The sequence below is a fragment of the Nocardia sp. NPDC059764 genome, from assembly GCF_042732555.1.
Classification (GTDB): Bacteria; Actinomycetota; Actinomycetes; order Mycobacteriales; family Mycobacteriaceae; genus Nocardia.
The window spans coordinates 1-21,684 of sequence record NZ_JBHWHH010000094.1; the positions used below are offsets into that span (position 1 = coordinate 1).

At 70.2% G+C, this 21,684-nt stretch carries 23 protein-coding genes; 12 read left to right on the forward strand and 11 right to left on the reverse strand.

Features of this window, described 5'->3' with window-relative positions; all coding sequences use genetic code 11:
• Positions 1-111: 111 nt before the first annotated feature.
• From ACFV4K_RS21045 to ACFV4K_RS21055, 3 genes are all read left to right on the forward strand, one after another.
• Positions 112-396: a DUF2516 family protein gene (locus tag ACFV4K_RS21045; protein WP_357090891.1), complete on the forward strand. Its 285-nt coding sequence runs from the start codon at positions 112-114 to the stop codon at positions 394-396.
• Positions 397-548: 152 nt separating this feature from the next.
• Positions 549-1,571 (forward strand): alpha/beta fold hydrolase, encoded by a 1,023-nt coding sequence (locus ACFV4K_RS21050; protein WP_379276991.1) that lies wholly within the window; start codon positions 549-551, stop codon positions 1,569-1,571.
• A gap of 148 nt (positions 1,572-1,719) precedes the next feature.
• The gene (locus ACFV4K_RS21055; protein WP_379276992.1) at positions 1,720-2,718 is read left to right on the forward strand and encodes an alpha/beta fold hydrolase; all 999 of its coding nucleotides are present in this window, start codon (positions 1,720-1,722) and stop codon (positions 2,716-2,718) included.
• 85 nt (positions 2,719-2,803) lie between these two features.
• Here ACFV4K_RS21055 and purU read toward each other — a convergent pair whose 3' ends face one another.
• Together purU and ACFV4K_RS21065 are read right to left on the reverse strand one after the other, a co-directional pair.
• Positions 2,804-3,685: a formyltetrahydrofolate deformylase gene (purU, locus tag ACFV4K_RS21060; RefSeq protein WP_379276993.1), complete on the reverse strand. Its 882-nt coding sequence runs from the start codon at positions 3,683-3,685 to the stop codon at positions 2,804-2,806.
• Between the two features lie 58 nt (positions 3,686-3,743).
• Positions 3,744-4,304 (reverse strand): GNAT family N-acetyltransferase, encoded by a 561-nt coding sequence (locus tag ACFV4K_RS21065; protein WP_379276994.1) that lies wholly within the window; start codon positions 4,302-4,304, stop codon positions 3,744-3,746.
• A 62-nt stretch (positions 4,305-4,366) separates the two neighbouring features.
• Between ACFV4K_RS21065 and deoC the strand changes: the two genes are divergently transcribed.
• Positions 4,367-5,026 carry a deoxyribose-phosphate aldolase gene (gene deoC / locus ACFV4K_RS21070; RefSeq protein WP_379276995.1) on the forward strand — a complete coding sequence of 220 codons (660 nt, stop codon included), beginning with the start codon at positions 4,367-4,369 and terminating at the stop codon, positions 5,024-5,026.
• A gap of 10 nt (positions 5,027-5,036) precedes the next feature.
• Here deoC and ACFV4K_RS21075 read toward each other — a convergent pair whose 3' ends face one another.
• Positions 5,037-6,236 carry a DUF2993 domain-containing protein gene (locus ACFV4K_RS21075; protein ID WP_379276996.1) on the reverse strand — a complete coding sequence of 400 codons (1,200 nt, stop codon included), beginning with the start codon at positions 6,234-6,236 and terminating at the stop codon, positions 5,037-5,039.
• A 112-nt stretch (positions 6,237-6,348) separates the two neighbouring features.
• On the opposite strand from ACFV4K_RS21075, the gene ACFV4K_RS21080 reads away from it, so the two are divergent.
• Both ACFV4K_RS21080 and ACFV4K_RS21085 read left to right on the forward strand, forming a co-directional pair.
• On the forward strand, positions 6,349-6,963 hold the full coding sequence (locus tag ACFV4K_RS21080) for a hypothetical protein (RefSeq protein ID WP_357090904.1): 615 nt from the start codon (positions 6,349-6,351) through the stop codon (positions 6,961-6,963).
• Between the two features lie 82 nt (positions 6,964-7,045).
• Positions 7,046-8,533, forward strand: a complete 1,488-nt coding sequence (locus ACFV4K_RS21085) for a hypothetical protein (RefSeq protein WP_379276997.1) — start codon at positions 7,046-7,048, stop codon at positions 8,531-8,533.
• Positions 8,534-8,644: 111 nt separating this feature from the next.
• Here the strand turns inward: ACFV4K_RS21085 and ACFV4K_RS21090 are convergent, their stop codons facing one another.
• The 3 genes from ACFV4K_RS21090 to ACFV4K_RS21100 are packed head-to-tail and all read right to left on the reverse strand — an operon-like array spanning position 8,645 to position 10,447.
• Positions 8,645-9,418: a class I SAM-dependent methyltransferase gene (locus tag ACFV4K_RS21090; protein WP_379276998.1), complete on the reverse strand. Its 774-nt coding sequence runs from the start codon at positions 9,416-9,418 to the stop codon at positions 8,645-8,647.
• A complete protein-coding gene (locus ACFV4K_RS21095; protein ID WP_379276999.1) occupies positions 9,415-9,930 on the reverse strand; it encodes a DUF2505 domain-containing protein in 516 nt (171 codons plus the stop codon). Before ACFV4K_RS21095 ends, ACFV4K_RS21090 begins: the two co-directional genes overlap by 4 nt.
• A gap of 31 nt (positions 9,931-9,961) precedes the next feature.
• Positions 9,962-10,447: a DUF2505 domain-containing protein gene (locus ACFV4K_RS21100; protein ID WP_379277000.1), complete on the reverse strand. Its 486-nt coding sequence runs from the start codon at positions 10,445-10,447 to the stop codon at positions 9,962-9,964.
• 44 nt (positions 10,448-10,491) lie between these two features.
• On the opposite strand from ACFV4K_RS21100, the gene ACFV4K_RS21105 reads away from it, so the two are divergent.
• From ACFV4K_RS21105 to ACFV4K_RS21115, 3 genes are all read left to right on the forward strand, one after another.
• Positions 10,492-11,583, forward strand: a complete 1,092-nt coding sequence (locus ACFV4K_RS21105; RefSeq protein WP_379277017.1) for a UDP-N-acetylmuramate dehydrogenase — start codon at positions 10,492-10,494, stop codon at positions 11,581-11,583.
• 97 nt (positions 11,584-11,680) lie between these two features.
• Positions 11,681-12,886 (forward strand): Ig-like domain-containing protein, encoded by a 1,206-nt coding sequence (locus tag ACFV4K_RS21110; protein ID WP_379277019.1) that lies wholly within the window; start codon positions 11,681-11,683, stop codon positions 12,884-12,886.
• 231 nt (positions 12,887-13,117) lie between these two features.
• Positions 13,118-13,474: a hypothetical protein gene (locus ACFV4K_RS21115; RefSeq protein WP_379277001.1), complete on the forward strand. Its 357-nt coding sequence runs from the start codon at positions 13,118-13,120 to the stop codon at positions 13,472-13,474.
• Here ACFV4K_RS21115 and ACFV4K_RS21120 read toward each other — a convergent pair.
• From ACFV4K_RS21120 to ACFV4K_RS21140, 5 genes are all read right to left on the reverse strand, one after another.
• A complete protein-coding gene (locus ACFV4K_RS21120) occupies positions 13,448-15,031 on the reverse strand; it encodes a class I adenylate-forming enzyme family protein (protein WP_379277002.1) in 1,584 nt (527 codons plus the stop codon). The genes ACFV4K_RS21115 and ACFV4K_RS21120 overlap by 27 nt on opposite strands.
• A complete protein-coding gene (locus tag ACFV4K_RS21125) occupies positions 15,028-15,780 on the reverse strand; it encodes a glycosyltransferase (protein ID WP_379277003.1) in 753 nt (250 codons plus the stop codon). The genes ACFV4K_RS21120 and ACFV4K_RS21125 overlap by 4 nt, the downstream gene beginning before the upstream one ends.
• Before the next feature lie 31 nt (positions 15,781-15,811).
• Complete coding sequence (locus tag ACFV4K_RS21130) at positions 15,812-16,693, reverse strand: hypothetical protein (RefSeq protein ID WP_379277004.1); 882 nt, start codon at positions 16,691-16,693, stop codon at positions 15,812-15,814.
• 6 nt (positions 16,694-16,699) lie between these two features.
• A complete protein-coding gene (locus tag ACFV4K_RS21135) occupies positions 16,700-17,734 on the reverse strand; it encodes a 3-oxoacyl-ACP synthase III family protein (RefSeq protein ID WP_379277005.1) in 1,035 nt (344 codons plus the stop codon).
• A gap of 144 nt (positions 17,735-17,878) precedes the next feature.
• Positions 17,879-18,613: an SDR family NAD(P)-dependent oxidoreductase gene (locus tag ACFV4K_RS21140; RefSeq protein ID WP_379277006.1), complete on the reverse strand. Its 735-nt coding sequence runs from the start codon at positions 18,611-18,613 to the stop codon at positions 17,879-17,881.
• A gap of 109 nt (positions 18,614-18,722) precedes the next feature.
• On the opposite strand from ACFV4K_RS21140, the gene ACFV4K_RS21145 reads away from it, so the two are divergent.
• The 3 genes from ACFV4K_RS21145 to ACFV4K_RS21155 all read left to right on the forward strand — a co-directional run bounded on the left by ACFV4K_RS21145 (position 18,723) and on the right by ACFV4K_RS21155 (position 21,588).
• Complete coding sequence (locus ACFV4K_RS21145) at positions 18,723-19,547, forward strand: alpha/beta fold hydrolase (RefSeq protein WP_379277008.1); 825 nt, start codon at positions 18,723-18,725, stop codon at positions 19,545-19,547.
• 98 nt (positions 19,548-19,645) lie between these two features.
• Positions 19,646-21,013 (forward strand): D-inositol-3-phosphate glycosyltransferase, encoded by a 1,368-nt coding sequence (gene mshA, locus ACFV4K_RS21150; RefSeq protein WP_379277021.1) that lies wholly within the window; start codon positions 19,646-19,648, stop codon positions 21,011-21,013.
• A 20-nt stretch (positions 21,014-21,033) separates the two neighbouring features.
• Positions 21,034-21,588, forward strand: coding sequence for a YbjN domain-containing protein (locus ACFV4K_RS21155; protein ID WP_379277022.1), 555 nt, complete (start codon positions 21,034-21,036; stop codon positions 21,586-21,588).
• Positions 21,589-21,684: the final 96 nt, after the last annotated feature.

Here is a 21,684-nt window from a genome sequence, read left to right on the forward strand (position 1 = left end):
GGGGCGACGCTCGTTTCCGGGGCCGGGGCGCTCGTTCCAGTCTCGTGCGGATTCGTGTCGTGCCCGGAAGTCGCGGTGGCCGGGTCTTCGCTCCGTATGATGGGTGGGGTGATGGGAATACCCGGACTGATTCTGTGGGTCTTGTGGCTGGCCGCGATGGGCATGACCGTGTTCGCCCTCGTGCACGCGATTCGCCAGCGTCCGGACGCCTTCACGGCCGTGGACAAGCTGACCAAGCCGGTGTGGATCGCCATTCTGCTGGCGTCGCTGGGCGGGTTGCTGCTGGGGCAGACCGCGGTCGGGTTCCTCGGTATCGCGGCGGTGGTCGCGACCGGCGTCTACCTGGCCGATGTGCGACCCAAGGTCGACGAGATCCAGCGCGGGCCGCGCTGGTAGCTGTTCCTCCGAGTTTCGGCCGTCACCCGGCTCACCGGGCGGCGGCCTTTTTTGTGCGCTCGATTCCGATTTTGGACTTTTCGGGTGCTTGCACTGGCTAGCATCCGGTACTCCGGGTTACTGTATCTATCAGTAACACAAAGGAGTGTCCTATGCGGGCAACGCTGCCTCACCCTGCGGACCTCGGCCGGAAGGTCCGTGACCTGGTGCTCGCGCACCGGGCCGGCCTGCGCACCCGGACCTACGGCCTCGCGGATCTGAATCCGCCCGCCGGACCCTACGAGGTCCTGCCGGTCACCGCCTCCGACGGCGCCCGGCTGCGGGTGCACGCCTACGGTCCCGCCGATGGCGATGTGATCGTGCTGGTGCACGGCTGGACCTGCTGCCTCGAATACTGGAATCCCCAGATCAACGCCTTCGCCGGTGAATACCGCGTGATCGCCTACGACGTGCGCGGGCACGGGGAGAGCGACGAGGGCACCGCCCCGCTCACCACCGATCAGCTCGCCGACGATCTGGCCGAGGTCCTCGACGCGGCGCTGCGGCCGGGTCAGCGGGCCGTGCTGGTGGGACACAGCCTGGGCGGCATGACGATTCAGGCCTGGGCGGGCCGCTACCCGCGGCGCGTGCGGAAGCAGCTGCACGCGGTGCTGCTCACCAATACCGCGGCCGGTGACCTGATCGCCGAGACCACCGTGGTCCCGTTCCTCAATCGCGGCGCGGCCGCGCTGCCGTTCCGGATGGGTCTGCTCGGGCTGAGCGCGCCGATCGTGTTCCCGCCGGTCAAGCCCGTGCGATGGGTGTTCCGCCGCCAGGTCATGAGCCTGCTGTCGGTCGGCGACATCGCGGACTTCGGTCAAAATATCGTGCGGTCCTGCCCGGCGCGGGTGCGCCGGCGGTTCGGAACCCTGTTGTCCTACTTGGACGTCGGGCGCGGCGCCGCCAACCTGACGGTGCCGACCACGGTTGTCGCGGGTTCGGCCGACGACATGACCCCGCCGGTGCACGCGGAGCGGATCGTGGCGATGCTCACCGAGACCGGCAGCCTGGACGCCTACCGGGTGCTGCCGACCGGGCACCTGGGCAATGTGGAGGCCTACCGGGAGTTCAACGCCGAACTCGCGCGGGTCGCCGGGGCTGCTTTCGGGGTTCCGGCGAAGGTGGTGGGCGCCTGAGGGGTGGGGCTCACCCACCCCTGGGGGACCTTATCCGCGAGGTCGCGCACCGCGAACATTGTTGTATAGCAAGAAGATATATACCCGCTTGCTGTTGCAAGCACCCCGGTTAGCGCGATACTGTGGTCGGGAACACAAAGGAGTGCTCATGCTGGTGAAACTCCAGGAGGCGGGCGCGGATGCGTTGACCGCTCCCTTTCGCCCCGGACTGCGGTCCCGTCGCTACAAGACGGCTTCCCTCAACACGCAGCGTCCCGCCGAGGTCATCCCCGTAACCACCCGTGACGGCGCCAAGCTGCGCGTGCACGCGTACGGTCCCGCCGACGGCGAGGTCATCGTGCTGGCCCACGGCTGGTCCTGTGCCCTCGAATACTGGAACCCGCAGATCAACGCCTTCGCCGGCGAGTACCGCGTGATCGCCTTCGACCAGCGCGGCCACGGCGAAAGCGACAGCGGCACCCGGGTTTTCGGCGCCGAGCAGCTGGCCGACGACTTCTCCGATCTGCTCGACGCGGTGCTGCGGCCCGGTCAGCAGGCGGTGCTGGTGGGACACAGCATGGGCGGCATGACGATTCAGGCCTGGGCCCGCAAGTATCCGCACCAGGTTCGGCACCGAGCCTCCGCGGTCCTGCTGGCCACCACGGCCGCGCGGCAGATCTCGCACCGCGCCACCGTGATTCCGCTGCTCAACGAGATCGTCCCGAATCCGCAGTCGGTGGCCCGGGTGTTGTTCGGCACCCCACTGCCGCTGCCCGGCGGCGCGGCGGTCAACCGGATCGCCAAGTCCCGGCTCGCCAATCCTGGGGCCACCCGCGACCAGGTCGACTTCGGCGTCTCGATCGTGCGCTCCTGCCGTCCGTCGGTGCGCGCGGCCGTGGCCCGCGGACTGGTCGAGCTGGACGTGGTCGACGCCGCGGCGGCGCTGACGGTGCCGACCACGGTCGTGGCGGGCTCCTTCGACAAGCTGCTGCCCGAGGTGCACTCGCGCGAGATCGCCGACAACCTCGCGGCCGCGGGCAATCTGGAGCGGTACACCATCCTGCCGACCGGTCACCTGGTGAACATCGAGGCCGAGCACGCCTTCAACAGCGAACTGCACCGGGTCATCCGGACCGCGCGCCGCGGCCCGGCCGCCGTCGCGGGCTGACCCGCGGTACGAACAACAACGCCCGCTCCCGGGAAACCGGGGGCGGGCGTGTGGTTTTCGGGGTCCTGGTCGAAGGCGTCGGGTCCTATTCGAAGACGACCGTGCGGCGGCCGTGCACCAGCACCCGGCCCTCCAGATGCCAGCGCAGCCCGCGGGCCAGCACCACGCGCTCGATGTCGCGGCCCTGCCGGACCATGTCGCGCACGGTGTCGGAGTGGTCGATGCGGGTGACGTCCTGCTCGATGATCGGGCCCGCGTCCAGTTCGGCGGTCACGTAGTGGCAGGTCGCGCCGATCAGCTTCACGCCGCGCGCGAACGCCTGGTGGTAGGGGCGGGCGCCGACGAAGGACGGCAGGAAGCTGTGATGGATATTGATGGCCTTGCCCGCCCAGTGCTCGCACAGTTCGGCGGGCAGCACCTGCATGAATCGGGCCAGCACCACCGCGTGCGGGTCGTGGGCGTCGACCAGGTCTCGCATCTGCTCGAAGGCGGGACCGCGCTCGGCCGGATCCTTCGGGAACGGGATGTAGTGGAATTTGATGCCGTGCGCCTCGGTCATCCCGGCCAGGTCGGGGTGGTTGCCGATGACGGCCTCGATGGTGGCGGGCAGCTCGCCGGAGGCGGCGCGGCCCAGCAGGTCGTGCAGGCAGTGGCCGTCCTTGGAGACCAGCAGCACCGCGCGACGGCGTTCCCCGGAGTCGTGCAGCTGCCAGTCGGTCTCCGGGCCCAGGTCGGCGGCGACGGCGGTGAACCGATCGCGCAGCTCGTCCAGGTCGAAGGGCACGGTGGCGGCCTTGATGGCCTGCCGGGTGAAGAACCACCCGGTCTCCAGGTCGGAGTGGTAACCCGCCTCCACGATCGATCCGCCGAAATCGGCGATGAACGAGGTGATGCGGGCGATGATGCCGGGACGGTCCGGGCAGCCCAGGGTGAGCACGTAGCGACGGTCGTCCAGGGTGGAACTCATGAGAGACATACTCCCAGCAACCGCCCGGCTCGCGGCACAGGGGTGAAGCACGCCCCGGTCAGAGCTTGTAGAAGGCCTCGGCGTAGTGGAAGTCGCCCTTGATCTCGAGTTCGTAGGCGGTGAGGGTGCGGACCTGGAAGTGGGTGGCCCAGTCCGGCTGGTCCGGGATGATGCCCACCCGGGTGCCGGGGACGAAGCCGAAGCGCGGGTAGTACTCGAGGCTGCCCAGCAGGCCCACGAGAGGCTCGTCGAGGGCGTCCGCGGCCCCGAGGGCGGCGTGCATGAGAGCCGAGCCGATGCCCGCGGCCTGATGGTTCGGGAGCACCCCGAGCGGCCCCAGCGCCAGCACCGGGAACGGGCCCACGGTCGCGCGGGTGAGGCAGACGTGGCCGACCACCCGATCGTGGACCTCCGCCACCAGCGCCAGGGTCGGGACCCAGACGGCCGCGTCGTCGCGCAGCGTGTGCACCAGGCCTACCTCGACGGGGTCGCCGGAGGCGTGGGAGGAAGGGGAATCGCCGTCGGCAGCCACGGGGCGATCGGGGCTCGCGCCGAAAGCGCCGCGGTGTACCGCGTCGATCGCGGCGGCATCACCGGTACGTTCACGACGGATCAGCACGCCTACAAGTCTGCGTGACAGCGGCGGCGCCCCGCAACAAAGATGTGCCAAACTCGGTGCTCATGCCGAAGACTTCCCGCTCTGACGTGGCGGAGATGATCGATCACACGCTGCTGTCACCCGATGCCACCCCCGCGGATGTGGCCGCGCTGGTGGCCGAGGCGCGCGAATTGGGGGTGTTCGCGATCTGCGTGTCGCCGTCCATGCTGCCGGTGCGGGCGCCCGGTCTGGTGGTGGCCACCGTCGCGGGTTTCCCTTCCGGCAAACATCATTCGCTGGTGAAGGGGGCCGAGGCGCGGCTCGCCGTGGAGCAGGGCGCGGCCGAGGTGGACATGGTCATCGACGTCGGCGCGGCGCGCGCGGGCGAGTACGGCGCGGTGCTCTCCGACATCGTCACCGTGCGGGAGGCGGTGGGAGATCGCGCCCTGCTCAAGGTGATCATCGAAGCGGCGGCGCTGAGCGATGACGCCATCGTGGAGGTGTGCCGGGCCGCGGAACGCGCGGGCGCGGATTTCGTGAAGACCTCCACCGGTTTTCACCCCGCGGGCGGTGCGAGCGCGCACGCGGTGCGGCTCATGGCCGAAACGGTCGGCGGGCGGCTCGGGGTGAAGGCCAGCGGCGGGATCCGGGACGCGGCGCAGGCGGCGGAGTTGATCGCCGCCGGCGCCACCCGGCTGGGGCTGTCCCGGTCTCGCGCAGTGCTGGAAGGGTTTCCGGTCTAGCGGCGGTCGGTCAGCAGAGGATGGGCTGCTGCTGGGCGTTCGGATCCGCCTGCAGCACGGTGTTTCCGCCCTGCAGGGTGATGTGCAGGCCGTCCCTGGTGACCTCGACCTTGTTGGGGGTCAATCCCATCGGGTAGGTCTGCAGGCTCTCGGTCATGAGCTGGACGATGCCCGAGACCAGATCGGTGGGCAGTCCGAAGCCGAGCAGCGACGCCTGCAGCGTCTCGACCTCGATCTTGCCATCCACGATCTTCGGCTTGACCTGCAGCTGGGCCAGGCCGCCCAGCACCGCGAAGCTCAGTGTGCCGGTGGCTGGATCGGAGGCGGTGGCCGAGACCAGACCGGCCATCGTCTGGGTGATGCCGTCATTGCTCCAGGTGACGTCGGCGCTGGAGCTGCCGACGCTGGCCTGCTTGCCGCCGTCCTTGGTCTCGACGTCGTGGAAGGTGGCGTTCACGACCATGCCCTGGGCCGGGCCGAACTTGGAATCGTCGCTCTTCACGGTGACCTCGCCGACCTTGTGGTCGATCATGGTGAGCAGCAGCGGTTTCCAGCCGAACGAGACGTCGATCTTGGAGCCCATCTGGGCCTCGAACTGCGAGCTGATGCACTTCTCGACCTTGTGGCGGGCCCAGGCCTCGCCGCCGGCGAGCCCGCCCGCGATCAGCAGTGCGGCCACCAGGGTGACGATCAGCAGGGTCTTCTTGCGACTGCGCTTCGGACCAGACGAACCGGTCTGTCCGCCACCGACTTTCGCCGGGGGAGGCGGGGTGCCCGGTGGCACCTGCATACCGCCGGACTGGGTGATCGGACCCGAAGGCCCTGGCGGATAACCCGGTCCGCCCGGCAGCACCGCGGTCGGGCCGGTGCCGTTCGCGAGTTTCGCGGTGTCGGCGGTCGCCGTCGAGCCGGTGCCGGGGCCGGGACGGCCGGTCGCGCCCGCCGCGTAGGCGGCCTCGCCGGGGTGCAGGACCTGGGTGGGCTGGAGGTCGGGATCGGGGGTGGCCGGGTCGCCGGTGTGGGCGGGGTCGTTCCACCAGTCGGTGGTCGCGTCCTGTCTCGCACCTAGGACCTCGGTGGGCGTGCCGTCCGGTTTACCGAGGTCGACCGGCTGCGCCGTGGAGTCGCCGGGCCGCACGGTGGGGTCGACCGGCTGCGCGGCGAAGGTGTCGCGCTTGGTTGCGTCGTCCGAGGTGGGTTCCGAACTCATGGGGGCGATTCTTCCCGAGCTTTCTGTGTGAGCTCTGTGCATCCTGTGAGGTGTCGGCACACAGCCGCGGATTGTGACATAACACACATGGGTCCGGCTTATCCTGAGTGCCATGGCTGGGAACGCGGCACCGGGGGATCCGGAACACGACTGGGACGCGTTGCGGGAGCAGGCCGGGCGGCACGCGGGATACTTCACCACCCGACAGGTACTGCGCACCGGATGTGAGGTCCGGATCCGCGACGGATTACGCGACGGCAGCGTGCTGCGGTCGGGGGTGGGGCTGCTACGGCTGGCCGACTGGCCGGACGGGCCGCTCGACGAGTACGCCATGTGGTCGGCCTGGTTCGACGGGGCGGCCGCCGTCTCCCACCACAGCGCCGCCGAACTGCACGGGCTGGGCCGGTTGCGGCCGCGGTTCGTGCACCTGTCGGCGCGGGTCGGGCGGTTCCCGCTGTCGCCGCGGCTGGTGGTGCTGCGGCGCAGTTTCGCGCGCAAGGACGTGGAATCGGCGGGCGCGTTCCTGGTGACCACGCCGCTGCGCACCGTCATGGATCTGGCCGAGGCCGGGATCGGGCAGGCCGCCCTGGACGAGGTGGTGTCCGACGCGGTCGCCATCCACCGCTGCGCGCGGGCCGAGATCCGTTCCGCCAGTGCGGCTCTGGACCCGGCCACCGCGGCCCGGCTGCATCGCGCGCTGGCTCGCGCGCAGGAAGATCACCGCTAGCGTTCGCCGGACGGCATTCCGGGGATCGCGGGGTGCGGGTTTCGAGTTTTGCGGGCGCGCGATTCGTGGCAGGGTGACGGGTATGGGGACCGGTGCTGGCGTGTGGGATCTGGTGTTTCCGCCGGGCCCGCCCGAACGGATCGCGGACATGTTCTCGGCCGCCGTCGTCGCCGACGCGATCCGGCCCTACGACGCCGACCTGGCGCAATCGGTGGAGACCTGCCGCGACTGGCGGCACGGCTACCACCGGGTCTTCCGGGGAATGACGGCGCTGGCGATCAGCGCGCCCGAGATCTCGATCGGCATGGCCGAGGCGGGACTGCGCTCGGTGCGGCACATGCTGCGGTTCACCGTCGGCCGCACGGTCGCGGCCCTGGACACCGTCGACGTGGACGCCGCGGTCGACGGCGCCGGGCTGGAGACCGCCGCGGTGGCCGGCGAGGCCGCGGCGGTGAAGCGGCTCGAGGTGCCGTGGCACGGACTGCTGCTGGCCGAGGACGCGCTGCGGCTGCGCCTGGCCGAATGGCAGACCCACGGCATTCTGGAAGCCGATTTCGTGGCCGCGATCGAGCGGGTCATCGACCATCCGGAGTGGTTGGCGCTGCCCGGTTTCCGGGTCACCGTGACCGGCGCGGGCGCGGAGCTCGGGCCGCTGCGGCCACTGCTGAACTGGGGCGCGGAAGTGCTCGCGGTCGATCGGCCGGGGCGGGTGCGCTGGGAGCGGCTGCGGGCCGCCGCCAAGTCCGGCGCGGGGGTCATGCGCTATCCCGTCGCCGATGGCGAGCCCGGCGTCGACATCTCCCGGGGCTTTCCGGCCTTGGCGCAATGGATCACCGCGCACAGTGACGCGCGGCCGGTGCTCGGGCTCTACGCCGGGGTGCCCGGTGCCGCCGGGGTGCGGCTGGCGGTGGCCTCCGATGTGCTCGCCGACGCGGTGCTGCGGCATCACCCCGATGCGGCGCTGGCCATGCTGGGCTCGCCGACCGACACCTACGCGGTCCCGGCGTCGGTGGTGGCGGCGGCCCGGGATCACCTGGCGCAGCGCGGTTTCCGCGGCAATGCGCAGGATCTGCTGCACCGGGTGGCGCCGCACTCGCTGTACCGGCTCAACTACACCCGCCCGATCTTCGACACCGAGGGCGGCGCGTGGGGGCTGTTCGACAATCTGCCCGCGTTGGCCGGTCCGGATTACGCGCTGGCGCAACGGTTGCCGCGCTGGCGGGCGGTGCTGGCCGCATCGGCGGGCTGCCCGGTGTCGTTCACCGTGGCCCCGCCCGCGTGGACCCGCAGTCTGGCCCGCGAGAACGGCTGGCGTGCGGCCGCGTACCGGGCGTCCTCCCGTTTCGGCATCGAGATCTTCGACCCCGCCACCGCGCGGACCCTGCTCGCCGCGAAGCTGGTCGCCGACCTGTTCGCGCCCGAGGAGCCGCGAATGTCCAACCCGGAAGCGCTGTTCGCGGCGGGCGCGGCCCACGGCGGTCTGTGGCGGCAGCCCTTCGCGCCGCGGTCGCTGCTCGCGCCGGCCGCGATCTCCGGCACCGTGCGGGACCTGCTCCACAAGCTCCACTGATCCGCGCGTGGGTACCCGCGGATCAGTGCAGCCTGCGGTCGGCCACTGGTGCCCCGTCAGGGGGCCGGAGTGTGGGGACCATAGGGGGACAGGCTAACTCGCGGGACCCGCTCAGGGCAGGGGAGCGACGGCGGACCAGGGCACCGTCAGGACGTTGTCGCGCAGGCGGCGGCGGTAGGCGCGGAGCGGAAAACCCTGCTCGCGCAGCAGGTTCGCGGCGTGACGCCAGCGGACGCGGGGGCCGTAGGGGGCCAGCGGTGCGGCGACGGACCAGGCGCGGTCGGCGGCGGTCAGCAGGGTGTGGATGGGTTCGCCGGGGATATTGCGGTGGATGAGGGCCTTGGGGAGGCGTTCGGCGATGTCGGACGGCGTGTCGACGGTGAAGGGATCCCAGGCCAGGGTGAGGGACAGGGGCCGGGTGCGATCCAGCAGGACCCAGGCGCAGCGGCGGCCGAGTTCGTCGCAGGTGCCGTCGAGGAGCAGGCCGTCGGCGGCCAGGCCGGACTGGATGGTCGACCAGGCTTCGGGCACAGCGGATTCCGGATACTGGCGCAGCACATTGAAGGCGCGCACCAGGGTCGGCCGCAGACCCGCGAGTTCGAAACCGCCGCGGGCGAACATCACGCCGTCCCGGCCGGGGACCACCCGTTCGGGATCGATCTCCAGGCCGACCACGCGCAGATCGGGTCGCACGGTCCGCAGCCGGGCCGCCATCTCCAGGGTGGTGACCGGGCTGGCTCCGTAGCCGAGATCCACGACGAGCGGATCCGCGGCGTCCAGCAATCTTCCGGTGACGAGCGGGTCGTGCGTCATCCACCGGTCCCCGCGGCGCAACCGGTTGATCCCGGTGGTGCCGCGGGTGATCGTGCCGATGGGTTTGGTCACCCGGCGGGGTGCTGCTGATCCAGCCAAACCTTCGTCACCTCGGCTTCGGCGCGGAACAGGTCCACCAGATTCACCAGCATGAGCTGTTCGAGCCTGCGCCCGAAGAACGGAACATTGACCTGGGCCCGCGAGGATGTGCGCAGGGTGCAGCCGGTCTCGGTGGGGAACAGCCGCATGCTGCCGCCGAGAGTGCCCGGGCTGCCGGGGATTTCGGCGGTATAGGCGCCGGTCACCTCGGGACCGTACGGCCCGTAGGTCTCCCGGCGGGTGATCACCATGTCCTTGTGCACCACCATCTGCGCCATCTCGGGCAGGGTGTCGCGGGGCAGCACGTGACGTAGTTCGACCGTGATGCCGTCGTCGCCGGACTCCAGGCTGACGATGTCGTTCGGGGAGTGCTTGCGCAGTTCCTCGATGCGGGCGTCCCAGTGCTCACGGTTCGTCATCGCCGCGTACACCTGGTGGGTGGTGTGCAACGAATACCGCGCGGAATAGTCGAGTCGGCGGGCCACGATCGCTCAGGTTACTGCCGGGCGACCTCGGTCAGTGAGAACTCAGCCAATTGTCGGTGAACTCGGCCTCGCGCTCCAGCAGTTCGGTGAGGTGCTGCTGGATGGCCGCCTCGATCTTCTTGCCGAACAACGGGATCTTCACCTCGATGGTCGCGTCGACCACGAAGGTGGAGCCGGTGCCGTCCTCGGTGACGGTGAGGCCGCCGGTGATGGTGGCGGGCGCGCCGTCCACCTGCGCCTCGACCGTGCCGCCATTGCCGTGCCAGGTCTCCGTGCGCGGAATGGTCAGACCGTCCGGCTTGATCGCCGTGATCTGGGCGGGCAGCTCCGCGGCCGGGATGGTCTGGACCATGTCGACGCGCACCTGGTCACCGGTGATCGCGATGCTCTCGATGCGGGCGTTGGGCCCGCCGACCGCCTCGATGCGGTCCTTCCAGTACTGCTCGTCGGCGAACGCCGCGCGCACCGCGGCCAGGGGATGTGTCGAGTGCGCAGTGAAGGCCAGAGGTGTCGCCATGGTCGGACACGCTACCGTCTGTGCCTGTGCGTACTTCTCGGGTGGTGTCGTTCGACGACCTGCGGGACCGGCTGGCGGCGACCGGGGCGCGGCTGCGTGCCGGGGTCCCGCTGGCGGAACTGACGACCCTGCGGGTCGGCGGCCCGGCCACGGTGGCCGACTGCGAGACCACCGAGGCGCTGGTGGCGACGGTCCGGGAACTGGACGCGGCCGGGATTCCGGTGCTGCTCGTCGCGGGCGGCTCCAACCTGCTCATCGGCGACGACGGCTTCGACGGGGTCGTGGTGCGGATCGCCACCGAGGGCGTGGAGATCGGCGCGGACTCGGTGCTCGCCGAGGCGGGCGCGAACTGGGACACGGTGGTGGCGGCCACGGTGGCGGCCGGACTCGGCGGCCTCGAATGCCTGTCCGGCATTCCGGGTTCCGCGGGCGCCACGCCGGTGCAGAATGTCGGCGCGTACGGCGTCGAGGTGGCGAGTTTGCTGCGCCGGGTGCGTTTGCTGGACCGGGCCACCGGGGAGATCCGCTGGGTCGCGCCCGCGGAGCTTGGATTCGGGTACCGCACATCGATTCTCAAGCACAGTTCCGCCGCGGTGGTGCTGGCCGTCGAATTCGGGCTGCGCGCGGACGGTTCCAGCGCGCCGCTGGGATACCGGGAACTGGCGAACGCGCTGGGCGCGGCCGAGGGCGAGTCCCGGCCCGCCGCCGATGTGCGCGAGGTGGTGCTGCGGTTGCGGGCGGGCAAGGGCATGGTGCTGGACCCGGCCGATCACGACACCTGGAGTGCCGGTTCGTTTTTCACCAACCCCGTTATTCCGGACGAGCGGGTGGGGGCCGTGCGCGCGGCGATCGCCTCACATCTCGGCGCGGATGTCACCGTGCCCACCTACCCGGCCGAGGGCGGGGTAAAATTCTCGGCGGGCTGGCTCATCGAGCGCGCCGGCTTCGCCAAGGGCTTTCCGGGCGACGGGTCTCCGGCGCGGTTGTCTACCAAACACACGCTGGCGCTGACCAATCGGGGCGCGGCTACCGCGACCGATCTGGTGACCCTCGCCCGCACGGTTCGCGAAGGGGTTGCCGAGCGCTTCGGCATCGAGCTGGAACCCGAACCCGTGACCGTGGGAGTGAGCCTGTAGCGGGTGGTGTCCACCACTAGAACAGCGTCCGGGATACACGGTTTGCGGGGGTAGGGTCGAACAAGTGAGTAATCGAGGACTGTCCCGCCGGTCGGCCATGCGTGCCGCACTGGTGGCGTCGACAGCGGTCATCGCGGCGGCCTGCTCGTCGTCGAGCAAGAACGGCGGCACGGCCAGACCTGCCGAACCCGTCGCGACCGTGAAATTGGAACCGGCCGCCGGCGCCGAGCAGGTCAACCCGACCACGCCGGCCACCGTCACCGTCACCAACGGGCGGATCGACCAGCTGGCGCTGACCAACGCCAACGGCAAACAGGTAGCCGGCACATTCGATGCCACTCGCAGCAAATTCACGGTGAACGAGCCGCTCGGCTACGGCGCCACCTACACCTGGTCCGGCACCGCCATCGGCACCGACAACAAGCCGGTCGCCATCGACGGCAAGTTCAGCACCGTCAACCCCAAGAAGACCGCTCCCGCCACCGTCAATATCGGCGACGGGCAGGAAGTCGGCATCGCCGCGTCGATCATGCTCCAGTTCAAGGGGCACGTCGAGAACAAGGCGGCCGTCGAGAAGGCGCTCACCGTCACCACCACCCCGGCCACCGAGGGCTCCTGGGCCTGGCTGCAGGACGACAACGGCGGCTCGCGCGCGCACTGGCGGCCCCGCGAGTACTGGCAGCCCGGCACCACCGTGCACCTCGGCGCCAAGCTGTACGGCCTCGACATGGGCGGTGGCCTGTACGGCGACTCCGATCTCACCTCCGACTTCCGGATCGGCCGCGCCCAGATCGTGAAGGCCTCCGCGCCCAGCCATCGCGTCCAGGTGGTGCGGGACGGCGCGACCATCTTCGACTTCGCGTGCAGCTACGGCGAGGGCAACGAGGACCGCAATGTCACCCGCTCCGGCATCCACGTGGTGACGGAGAAGTACGAGGACTTCATGATGTCGAATCCGCCGTTCTACACGAACGTGCGGGAACGCTGGGCCGTGCGCATCTCCAACAATGGCGAATTCATCCACGCCAATCCGCAATCGGCGTCCGCCCAGGGCAATTCGAACGTCACCAACGGCTGCATCAACCTCAGCACCGCCGACGCCCAGGCCTACTTCCCGACCGCGCTCTACGGCGACCCGGTCGAGGTCACCGGCACCCGCATCCAGCTGTCCGCGGCCGATGGCGACATCTACGACTGGACCATCGACTGGGAGACCTGGAAGGGCCTGTCCGCCCTGCAGGGCGAACCGCACAACCAGATCTCGGCCACCCCGCTGCCGCCCCAGCCGGTCGGCGGTCGCTGAAAACCCTTGCGGTGGTTGCCGACCCGGGTAGGGTTGGCGGGTGCGCGCGCTCAGCCCCTCCGAGCGATGGTTCTGGATCATCGACCGGTTGTCCCCGGCGAATTGCGGCGCGCGCATTCGCGTGCACGGGCCGATTCCGGCCGCCCGGCTGGAATAGGCCGCCGCCGCGCTGGTCGCGGAATATCACTCGCTGCGCATGGGGATCGCGGACGACGCGGGTAGCGACCCGCGATGGCGGCCGCTGACCCGGCCGCGAATTCCGGTGCGACGGATCGAATCCCGCGATGCCGAGCGTGGGTGCGCGAGCTCGACGCCGAATTGGCGGAGCCCTTCGACACCGCGGCGGGACTGGTGCGCATCACCGATATCGCCGTCGGCGTGGGGGTCGCCGGTCGACTTCCGGGCCGCAATTCGTGTGTGAGCGCGGTGACGGTCGCGATCACCACCGCGCACGAGGAAACGCACCTGGGGTTCTGTTACGCGGATCCGGTGTTGTCGCGGGCGCGGGCGGAGGCTTTCGCGGACGCGGTGCTCACCGCGCTGGCGCGGCGGCCGGATCCGTCAGCGGCGTTGCAGGCGGGCGCGTAGTTCGGCGCGGTCGGGCTTGCTGGTGCGGCCGGCCACGGGGATCTCGTCGACCAGGACGATGTCGTCGGGCAGCGCGGAAACGTCGATGAGGGCGGGTAATTCGCGGCGTAGGCGGGTCTCGACGTCGGTGGCGTGCGGGTCGGCGACGACGGCCAGCACGATGCGCTCGTCGCCGATCTCGTCGGGGATGCCGATCATGACGGCCTCGCGGACGCCCTCGACACCCACGATGGCCGGTTCGTAGAGGCCCGGATAGATATTGGTCTTGCCGCGGATCATCATGTCCTTCGTGCGGCCCATCAGGACCAGGGTGCCGCCGTCGAAGCGGGCCAGGTCGCCGGTGGCGATCTCCTTCAGCGGGGGTTCGCCGAGGTAGCCGCGGCACAGGTTGGGGCCGGAGAGGATGAGTTCGCCGTCGTCGGCGATGCGCGCGTCCACGCCGTCGCACGGGAAGCCGAGCGGGTCGCCCGCGCCCTCGAAGGCGAGTTTGTCGGCGCCGGAAGTGATTGCCACCGGCAGGATCTCGGTCATGCCGTAGACCGCCAGCAATTCGGTGCCGGGGAGGACCGCGCGGGCGCGGCGCAGCAGCACGGTGGTGACGGGCGCGCCGCCGAGGGAGATCTCCTCGAGGTGGGCCGGCGCGGGCAGCCGCCCGGCCTCGACGGCATCGAGGATGGTCGCCAGGTCGGCGGGGGTGAGGAAGGCGTGGGTGGCGCTGTCCGGGCTACCCGCCGGGCCGAGGGTGCGGGCGAAGCCGAGCGGATCGACATGGGTGCTGAAGCGGGGATAGCGCGGCATGGACCAGCGCGCCCCCTCCAGCACCGCGGGTAAGCCCATCATCAACTGCTCGGTGTGCAAGTGCGAGCCGGGCATCAGGGTGGTGGCGCCCGCCACGGCGGCCAGGCCCGCGCCCAGCGAACCGCGGGTGTGCACCACGGCTTTCGGGTCGGCGGTGGTGCCGGAGGTGAAGACGATGAGCGCCTCGGCGTCGGGATCCTCGACGGGCACGTCCACGGTGACGCCGGTGGCGGGGCCGGACCAGCCGGGTTCGGAGCCGATCAGGCGGCCGAGCGGGATGGAGCCGCGCGGCGTCCCGGGTAGGCGCGGGCCGCTGTGGATGTGGCGCACCGGTAGCCGTCCGAATTCCGGTAGCGAGAGGCCGAGCCGGCGGCCGTATTTCTGGAGCGGCCCGCTCAGCAGGTAGAGCAGTGATTCGGTGGCGGCCCAGCCGGGTTGCACCAGTTCCAGTCGGCGCGCGAACAATTCGGGTCCGACGCCGGGGTCCACGAACACGATGCTGCCGCCGGCCGCGATGGTCCCGAATACCAGCACCACCGCGTCCACGCAGGGCCGGATGGAGAACAGCATCCGGTCGCCGGGCTCGAAGCCCTTGCTGTGCAGGCGTTTCACCACCAGGCGGATGCGGGCGTCGAGTTCGGCGAAACTCAGTGGCTGTTCGCCGATCATGCCGAGGGCGGGGGCGTCGGGGGTGCGCAGCACCTGCTCACGCAGCAGCGCGACGAAATCCTCGCCCGCGGACGGGTATCCAGACGTCACCGGATGTCCACCAGCTCCGGTTTGTAGCGGTGGTCGGCGTACCAGGCGAGGGTCTTGCGCACACCCCAGGCTTTCACGCGCCGATTCGACCCGTACACCCGCACGTCGCGCCGCAGCCCGTAGTCGGTGGTGAGCGTGCGGACCGCGTTCACCAGCGCCCGGTCCTCGTGCAGCTCCTCGATGGCGGTGCGCGGGAAACCGCCCGCGGCCTCGTACAGCTCGGCGGTGATGGCCATATTGCAGCCGGGCGTCATGACGTAGGGGCCCAGGTAGCGCGGATCCTGGTTGCCGGGCCGGAGTTTCCCGAACTGCGTGGCCAGCTCGAGGGCGACTCGGATGACGGTGCGGTCCAGCAGGCTCACGCCCTCGTCGGTGCGGGGGATGAGCTGACCGCTGACCAAGCGCAGCCCGGAGTCGAAGGCGGCCCGGATCCGCGCGGTCCAGTCGGGGGCGGGCAGACAGTCGGCGTCGGTGCGGGCCAGGCGGGTGGCCCCGGCCGCGATGGCGTGGCGCATGCCGGTGTCGGCGGCCGCGCCGGTGCCCTTGCGTTCCTCGGTGACGATCGCGATCCGCGGCTCGGGATGCGCGAGGGCGAAGTCGCGCACCACCTTCACGGTGGCGTCGGTGGAGTTGTTGTCCACCACCAGGACGGTGAAGTCCCGGTCCCGCTGTCCGGCGAGCGCCGCCAGGGTGGCGGTGATGCCGTGTTCCTCGTTGTAGGCGGGCACGATCACCCATAGGTCGTTCATGGCCCCTCCTGGCGGAATTGCTTACCGCGACTTACGGTTTCGGCAGGCGGTACGCGATGGCGGCGGCCGACGGACCCGCCCCCGCGGCCACGAACAAGGCTACGTCGGCATGGTCGAGCCCGCCGCTGTCGCGGGCCGCCAGGAACGCGACGGGCAGGGCCGAGGTGTGGGCGTCGCCCTCGGTGTCGTCGGCGCTGACCGCCTCGGGGGCGATGCCCAGGCGCTCGGCGAGCCGAGCCGGGAAGTCGGGGGTGGGTCGCCCGCAGATCAGCGTCGTGCGGTCCAGGGGCGCGTCCGCCACCTCGAGGGCTTCGGTCGCGGCCGAGACCGCGTGGCGCAGGAGCGCTTCGACGTCGGCGGGGCGATGCACCGTGATCGAGGACCGACCGGTCGTCCCCATCTCCGTCAGTCGCACGAAACCCTCCGCCGCGGGCCGCCCGTCGGTGGCGCTGATGTGCAGCGCACCGAATCCGGCCGGGCCCGCCGCCTTTTCCAGCAGCATGGCCGCACCCACCGGCTTGATCGGGAAACCCGGCTGCGGCCGCGGCGATTTCGACGGGTGCGCGTCACCGGACACCAACAGCACCCGGTGCACGGTCGGCGCCTCCAGCAGCGCCTGACCGACCTGGATGGCATTGAGAATGCCGCAGGCCCCGTTCATCAGGTCGAAGGACAGGCACGGCACATCGCCGCTGCGATACTCCAGCCCGATGCCCACCTGCTGCTGAATCAGCGCGGACATGGCCGGTTCCACCATGTTGGCGTCGCGGTAGACGCCGGTATTGATCAGCGCGTCGATCCGCTCGGGCGTACTGCCCGCCTCCGCGATGGCCCGGCGCGCGGCCGCGGCCGCCGGCTCGATCGAACTGCCGCCACCGATTTCGGTGACGATGGAAGAAATCACGATTCCCATACCGCATCACACCCGCAGATCGCCGAGCGTCACCGACAGAAACCCGGCCACGACGCCGGAAGCCGCGGGGACCATCAGTACTTTCGCCCCGGACGCTATCCGCTGGTGTTTGAGCGCGTCGTGCAAAACCACGAAATGCGAGGTGGACGCGGTGTTGCCGTACCGGTCGAGCACCATGAGCGCGGGCGGTATCGGGGCGTCGAATTCGCGTTCGGCGATCTTGGACACCAATTCCACCGCGGGCGCGCTGAATTGATGGTGGATCACGTGGTCGTAGCCCTCCGCCGCGAAATCGCTGCCCCGCGCGGCCAGGAAATCCCGTTGCCGGGTGGTCCACAGCAGATAGCGGGCCTCGTTGTGCATGGCCCGATTGTCGGTGTAGAGCGCGATTCCGGAACTGCGGTCGCTCGGCATGCCCAGGCACAGCTGTGCGAATCCGGCGCTGGTATTGAGTTCGACGTAGTCGATGCCCTCGTCGGCGGTGCCCTCACCGTCCAGCACCACCGCGGCCGCGCCGTCGCCGACGGTCAGGGACGCGAACTGTGGATCGTATTTCTCCGACATCTCGCGCACCGCGGTATCGGAGATCGGGGTGATGTACTCGCCGGAGACCACCAGGCCGCGCCGCACCATTCCCGCGCGAATCATCCGGTCCAGCACCAGAACTCCGCTCATCATGCCCGCGCAGGCATTGGAGACGTCGAAATGGATGGCTCCGGTCGCGCCGAGTTCGTTGCGCAGCATGAGCGCGAACGAGGGTTCCACGCAGAATTCGTCGCCGCGAATACGCGTGATGGAGCAGGAGATGACGACGTCCAGATCGGCGGCGTCGTAGCGGGAATTGTCGAGGGCGGTCCGGGCCGCGGCCATCGCCACGGTGAAGGAGTCCTCGTCCTCGGCACAGCGGCGGCGGTGCCGCACGCCACTGATCCGCTCCAGGTCGACGGGGGAGTCGACGGCCAGCTGGGCCAGCAGCTCCGCGGTCGATATCTCGGTGGCGGGCAGGTACGACCCGACCGCCTCGATGCGTGATCTCACCATATTCGCTCCAAGCCGCCCTCGGTTGCGGGGGACGCTAGCAGCGGCCGGCGCGCGGATTCCGATTTTGAAGAATCCGTGATTCAGATCATGGGGCCGTGAACTGCGATGCGGCGCAATGTGACTGCGCCGCGCCGCGCACCCCGGTCAGGAACGACGCGCGAAACGGCCCGGCCCGGCCTGATCCCGCGGCGTCACCGTGATGGTGTCCAGATTGACGTGCGGCGGGCGGGACGCCACGAAACCGACCACCTCCGCGATGTCCTGCGCCACCAGCGGATCGATGCCCTGATACACGCTCGCCGCGCGCTCGGTGTCACCCGCGAACCGCACCAGCGAGAACTCCGTCTCCACCGCGCCCGGCGCGATCTCGGTCAGCCGCACCGGCTGCCCGAGCAGCTCACCGCGCAGCGTCCGGTGCAGCACCGCCTGCGCGTGCTTGGCCGAGGTGTACCCGGACCCGTTGTCGTAGGCGTGGAAGGCGGCGATGGAGGTGATGGTGACGATCAGGCCGTCCCCGGAGGCGATCAGCTTGGGCAGCAGCGCCTTGGTGAGCCGCAGCGTGCCCAGCACATTGGTCTCCCACATCCAGCGCCAGTCGTCCAGATCGGCCTCGAGCACCGGGGCCAGGCCCTTCGCGCCACCGGCATTGTTGACCAGCACATCGCACCGCTCGACGGCCTCGGTGAAGGCGCGCACCGACTCCTCGTCTGTCACGTCCAGGGCCAGCGGGGTGCCGCCGATCTCCTCGGCCAGCTTCTCCAGCCGCTCGACCCGGCGTGCGCCCACGTACACGTGGTATCCCTGCTTGGCGAGTTCGCGGGCGGTTGCCTCGCCGATACCCGAACTGGCTCCGGTCACCACAGCGGTACGAGTGCTCATGGTTCCGAGCTTAGGCAAGGACCCTGGCCTGCGCCTTCCGGGCCCGCGCCCGCCGCGGGCGCCGTGGCGGGCGCGAGATCACGGCGGCGCTGCCGGTTAGCCTCACTGCATGGCGATTCGGGAAGCAGTGAGCGCGGACGGCACGACCATCGTTTACCGGGTGACGGGTCCGGAAGGGGCGCGCCCATTGGTGCTGCTGCACGGCTGGGCCGGGAATCTGCTCTGCTGGGGACGGTCGGCCGACCTGCTCGCCGAGCAGTTCCGGGTGATCGCGGTGGACCTGCGCGGGCACGGTTACTCCGACGCCCCCGAGGCCGGCTACGACGACCCGAAGAACTGGGCCGCCGATATCGCCGCCGTGTTCGCGGCCGAGGGCATCACCTCCGGCGCGCTGCTGCTGGGCTGGTCCTACGGCGGCATCGTCGCCTCCGACTACCTCACCGCGCACGGCACCGCGGCCCTCGCGGGCGTCGTCTACACCGGTTCGCAGGCCAATATCGGCCGTGGTGTGCCCGGCGCGGAGACCGGGCCCGGCATGGCCAAGGCCATTCCGGACGTGTTCGACGAGAGCCCGGGCAAGGCCATGCGCGGTTTCGCCGCCTTCGGCAATGCCAATACCGGCCCCGGCCGGGACAAGGGCGTGGACGCCCAGCGGCTGTTCGGCGGCAGCATCGCCACCCTGCCCCGGGTCCGCAAGGCGCTGTTCTACCGGACGGTCGACAACACCGACACCCTGCGCGGCCTCGACATCCCCGTCCTGGTGCTGCACGGCACCGCCGACCCGGTGGTTCCCATCGAGAACGGCCGCCACATCGCGGCCTCAGCGCCCGACGTGCGGACCTCGTATTGGGAGGGCGCCCAGCACGGTCTGTTCATCGAGGATCCGGAGCGATTCGCCGCCGAAATCGCCGCTTTCGCACGAGACCTGCGGTGATAGCGGTATTGCATTCACGCTGACGAATATCCTTGTGAGTCAGGTCACTTGGGAAGGTAACCCGTGCATGGGGCGTTGTAACCCCCGTGCACACTGGAGTGGTGAGTCAACGCCCGGAGCTACGGCCCAATCGGATTGCCGTGCTATCGGTGCATACGTCACCCTTGGCGCAGCCCGGAACGGGCGACGCGGGCGGTATGAACGTCTACGTCCTGCAGACCGCCCTCGAACTCGCCCGCCGCGGCACCGAGGTGGAGATCTTCACCCGCGCCACCTCCTCCAATGACGAACCCGTCGTCGAGGCCGCGCCCGGCGTGCTGGTCCGCAATGTGGTCGCCGGGCCCTTCGAGGGGCTCGACAAGTTCGACCTGCCCACTCAGCTGTGCCCCTTCGCCGCGGAGGTGCTGCGCACCGAGGCGCGTAACCTGCCCGGCCACTACGACCTGATCCACTCGCACTACTGGCTGTCCGGTCAAGTCGGATGGCTCGCGCGGGACCGCTGGCGGGTGCCGATGGTGCACACCGCGCATACCCTGGCCGCGGTCAAGAACGCCTTCCTGGCCGAGGGCGACTGCCCCGAGCCCGCGGTCCGCGAGATCGGCGAGAAGCAGATCGTCGCCGAGTCCGACCGGCTGGTCGCCAATACCGGCGAGGAGGCCCGCCAGCTCGTGGAGCTGTACGGCGCCGACCCCGAGCACATCGACGTGGTGCTGCCCGGTGCCGACCTGAGCCGCTACTTCCCCGGTGACAAGCTCGTCGCCCGCGCCGAGCTCGGCTTGCGCGCCGACGAGCGGATCGTCGCCTTCATCGGCCGCATCCAGCCGCTCAAGGCCCCCGACGTGCTGGTCCGCGCCGCCGCGCACCTGCTCGCCGAGGAGGCCGCGCAGCCGGTGCCGCCCGCCCGGCCGCTGCGCGTGGTGATCGTGGGCGGACCCTCCGGCAGCGGGCTGGAACGGCCCAACGCGCTCATCGAACTCGCTGCGGCCCTGGGCATCTCGGATCGCGTCACCTTCCTGCCGCCGCAGCCCGCGCACCGGCTGGTGCAGGTGTACCGCGCCGCCGACCTGGTCGCGGTGCCCAGCTACAACGAGTCTTTCGGCCTGGTCGCCATCGAGGCGCAGGCCAGCGGCACCCCGGTGCTGGCCGCCGACGTGGGCGGGCTCGGCACCGCCGTCCGCGACGGAGTCTCCGGTCTGCTGGTTCCCGGCCACCGCACCCCGGACTGGGCGGACGCGCTGCGCGGCATGCTCGAGGACCCGGTCCGGCTCGAACTCATGGGAGCGGCGGCCGTCGAGCACGCGGCCAACTTCTCCTGGGCGCACACCGCCGACGGGCTGCTGGAGAGCTACTCGGCCGCGTTGTCGCAGGCTCGGGGCGCTCGGGCGCGCGGTAGCCTGCATACCGACAGCAATCAGGCCAGATCGCAGTCGTTGTGGCGGCGGCGGACGGGAGCGGTACGCAGATGAGTGAGGTCGAGCGCGACTGGATGCCGCGCCCGCATGCCAGCAGCGGTGGTTTGAACGACGAAACCGCCCGGGCCACGGCACAACTCATCGACGATACGCTCCGGGACCGCGAGATCGAGTACTCGCGCGAGGCGCCCGACCTGTTCGCGGTGGTGCTGCCGGGCGAGCGCAAGCTCGAGACCGTCATCGGCGTCGGCGTCGGCAAGCACGGCGTGCGGATGGAGTCCTTCGTCTGCCGCAAGCCCGACGAGAACTTCGAGGGCGTCTACAAATTCCTGCTGCGCCGCAATCGCCGCCTGTACGGCGTGGCGTACACCATCGACCGGGTCGGCGACATCTACCTGGTCGGGCGCATGTCCAACGACCGCGTCACCTCCGACGAACTGGACCGTTGGTTCGGCCAGATCCTCGAGGCCGTCGACGCCGACTTCAACACCCTGCTCGAACTCGGCTTCGCCGAATCCATTCGCAAGGAATGGAAATGGCGGGTCTCGCGCGGCGAATCGCTCAAGAATCTGCGCGCCTTCGAACACCTCATCGAGGACGCCGACACGTTGCCCCGTATGCCAGGGTGAGAACTGATTTCGTGCCGGTCGGGGTAACTTGTCGGGGACGTCCACAATAGGTTCGGCTCACCACCGCAGGCACGCAATGCCAACTCGGACGAATCT

What these genes read in the sequence shown, in the direction of transcription:
- ACFV4K_RS21045 (WP_357090891.1), top strand. Translation starts at nt 112, where the DNA reads ATGGGAATACCCGGACTGATTCTGTGGGTCTTGTGGCTGGCCGCGATG.
- ACFV4K_RS21050 (WP_379276991.1), top strand. Translation starts at nt 549, where the DNA reads ATGCGGGCAACGCTGCCTCACCCTGCGGACCTCGGCCGGAAGGTCCGT.
- ACFV4K_RS21055 (WP_379276992.1), top strand. Translation starts at nt 1,720, where the DNA reads ATGCTGGTGAAACTCCAGGAGGCGGGCGCGGATGCGTTGACCGCTCCC.
- purU (WP_379276993.1), bottom strand. Translation starts at nt 3,685, where the DNA reads ATGAGTTCCACCCTGGACGACCGTCGCTACGTGCTCACCCTGGGCTGC.
- deoC (WP_379276995.1), top strand. Translation starts at nt 4,367, where the DNA reads ATGCCGAAGACTTCCCGCTCTGACGTGGCGGAGATGATCGATCACACG.
- ACFV4K_RS21075 (WP_379276996.1), bottom strand. Translation starts at nt 6,236, where the DNA reads ATGAGTTCGGAACCCACCTCGGACGACGCAACCAAGCGCGACACCTTC.
- ACFV4K_RS21080 (WP_357090904.1), top strand. Translation starts at nt 6,349, where the DNA reads ATGGCTGGGAACGCGGCACCGGGGGATCCGGAACACGACTGGGACGCG.
- ACFV4K_RS21085 (WP_379276997.1), top strand. Translation starts at nt 7,046, where the DNA reads ATGGGGACCGGTGCTGGCGTGTGGGATCTGGTGTTTCCGCCGGGCCCG.
- ACFV4K_RS21100 (WP_379277000.1), bottom strand. Translation starts at nt 10,447, where the DNA reads ATGGCGACACCTCTGGCCTTCACTGCGCACTCGACACATCCCCTGGCC.
- ACFV4K_RS21110 (WP_379277019.1), top strand. Translation starts at nt 11,681, where the DNA reads ATGCGTGCCGCACTGGTGGCGTCGACAGCGGTCATCGCGGCGGCCTGC.
- ACFV4K_RS21115 (WP_379277001.1), top strand. Translation starts at nt 13,118, where the DNA reads ATGGCGGCCGCTGACCCGGCCGCGAATTCCGGTGCGACGGATCGAATC.
- ACFV4K_RS21125 (WP_379277003.1), bottom strand. Translation starts at nt 15,780, where the DNA reads ATGAACGACCTATGGGTGATCGTGCCCGCCTACAACGAGGAACACGGC.
- ACFV4K_RS21130 (WP_379277004.1), bottom strand. Translation starts at nt 16,693, where the DNA reads ATGGGAATCGTGATTTCTTCCATCGTCACCGAAATCGGTGGCGGCAGT.
- ACFV4K_RS21135 (WP_379277005.1), bottom strand. Translation starts at nt 17,734, where the DNA reads ATGGTGAGATCACGCATCGAGGCGGTCGGGTCGTACCTGCCCGCCACC.
- ACFV4K_RS21140 (WP_379277006.1), bottom strand. Translation starts at nt 18,613, where the DNA reads ATGAGCACTCGTACCGCTGTGGTGACCGGAGCCAGTTCGGGTATCGGC.
- ACFV4K_RS21145 (WP_379277008.1), top strand. Translation starts at nt 18,723, where the DNA reads ATGGCGATTCGGGAAGCAGTGAGCGCGGACGGCACGACCATCGTTTAC.
- ACFV4K_RS21155 (WP_379277022.1), top strand. Translation starts at nt 21,034, where the DNA reads ATGCCGCGCCCGCATGCCAGCAGCGGTGGTTTGAACGACGAAACCGCC.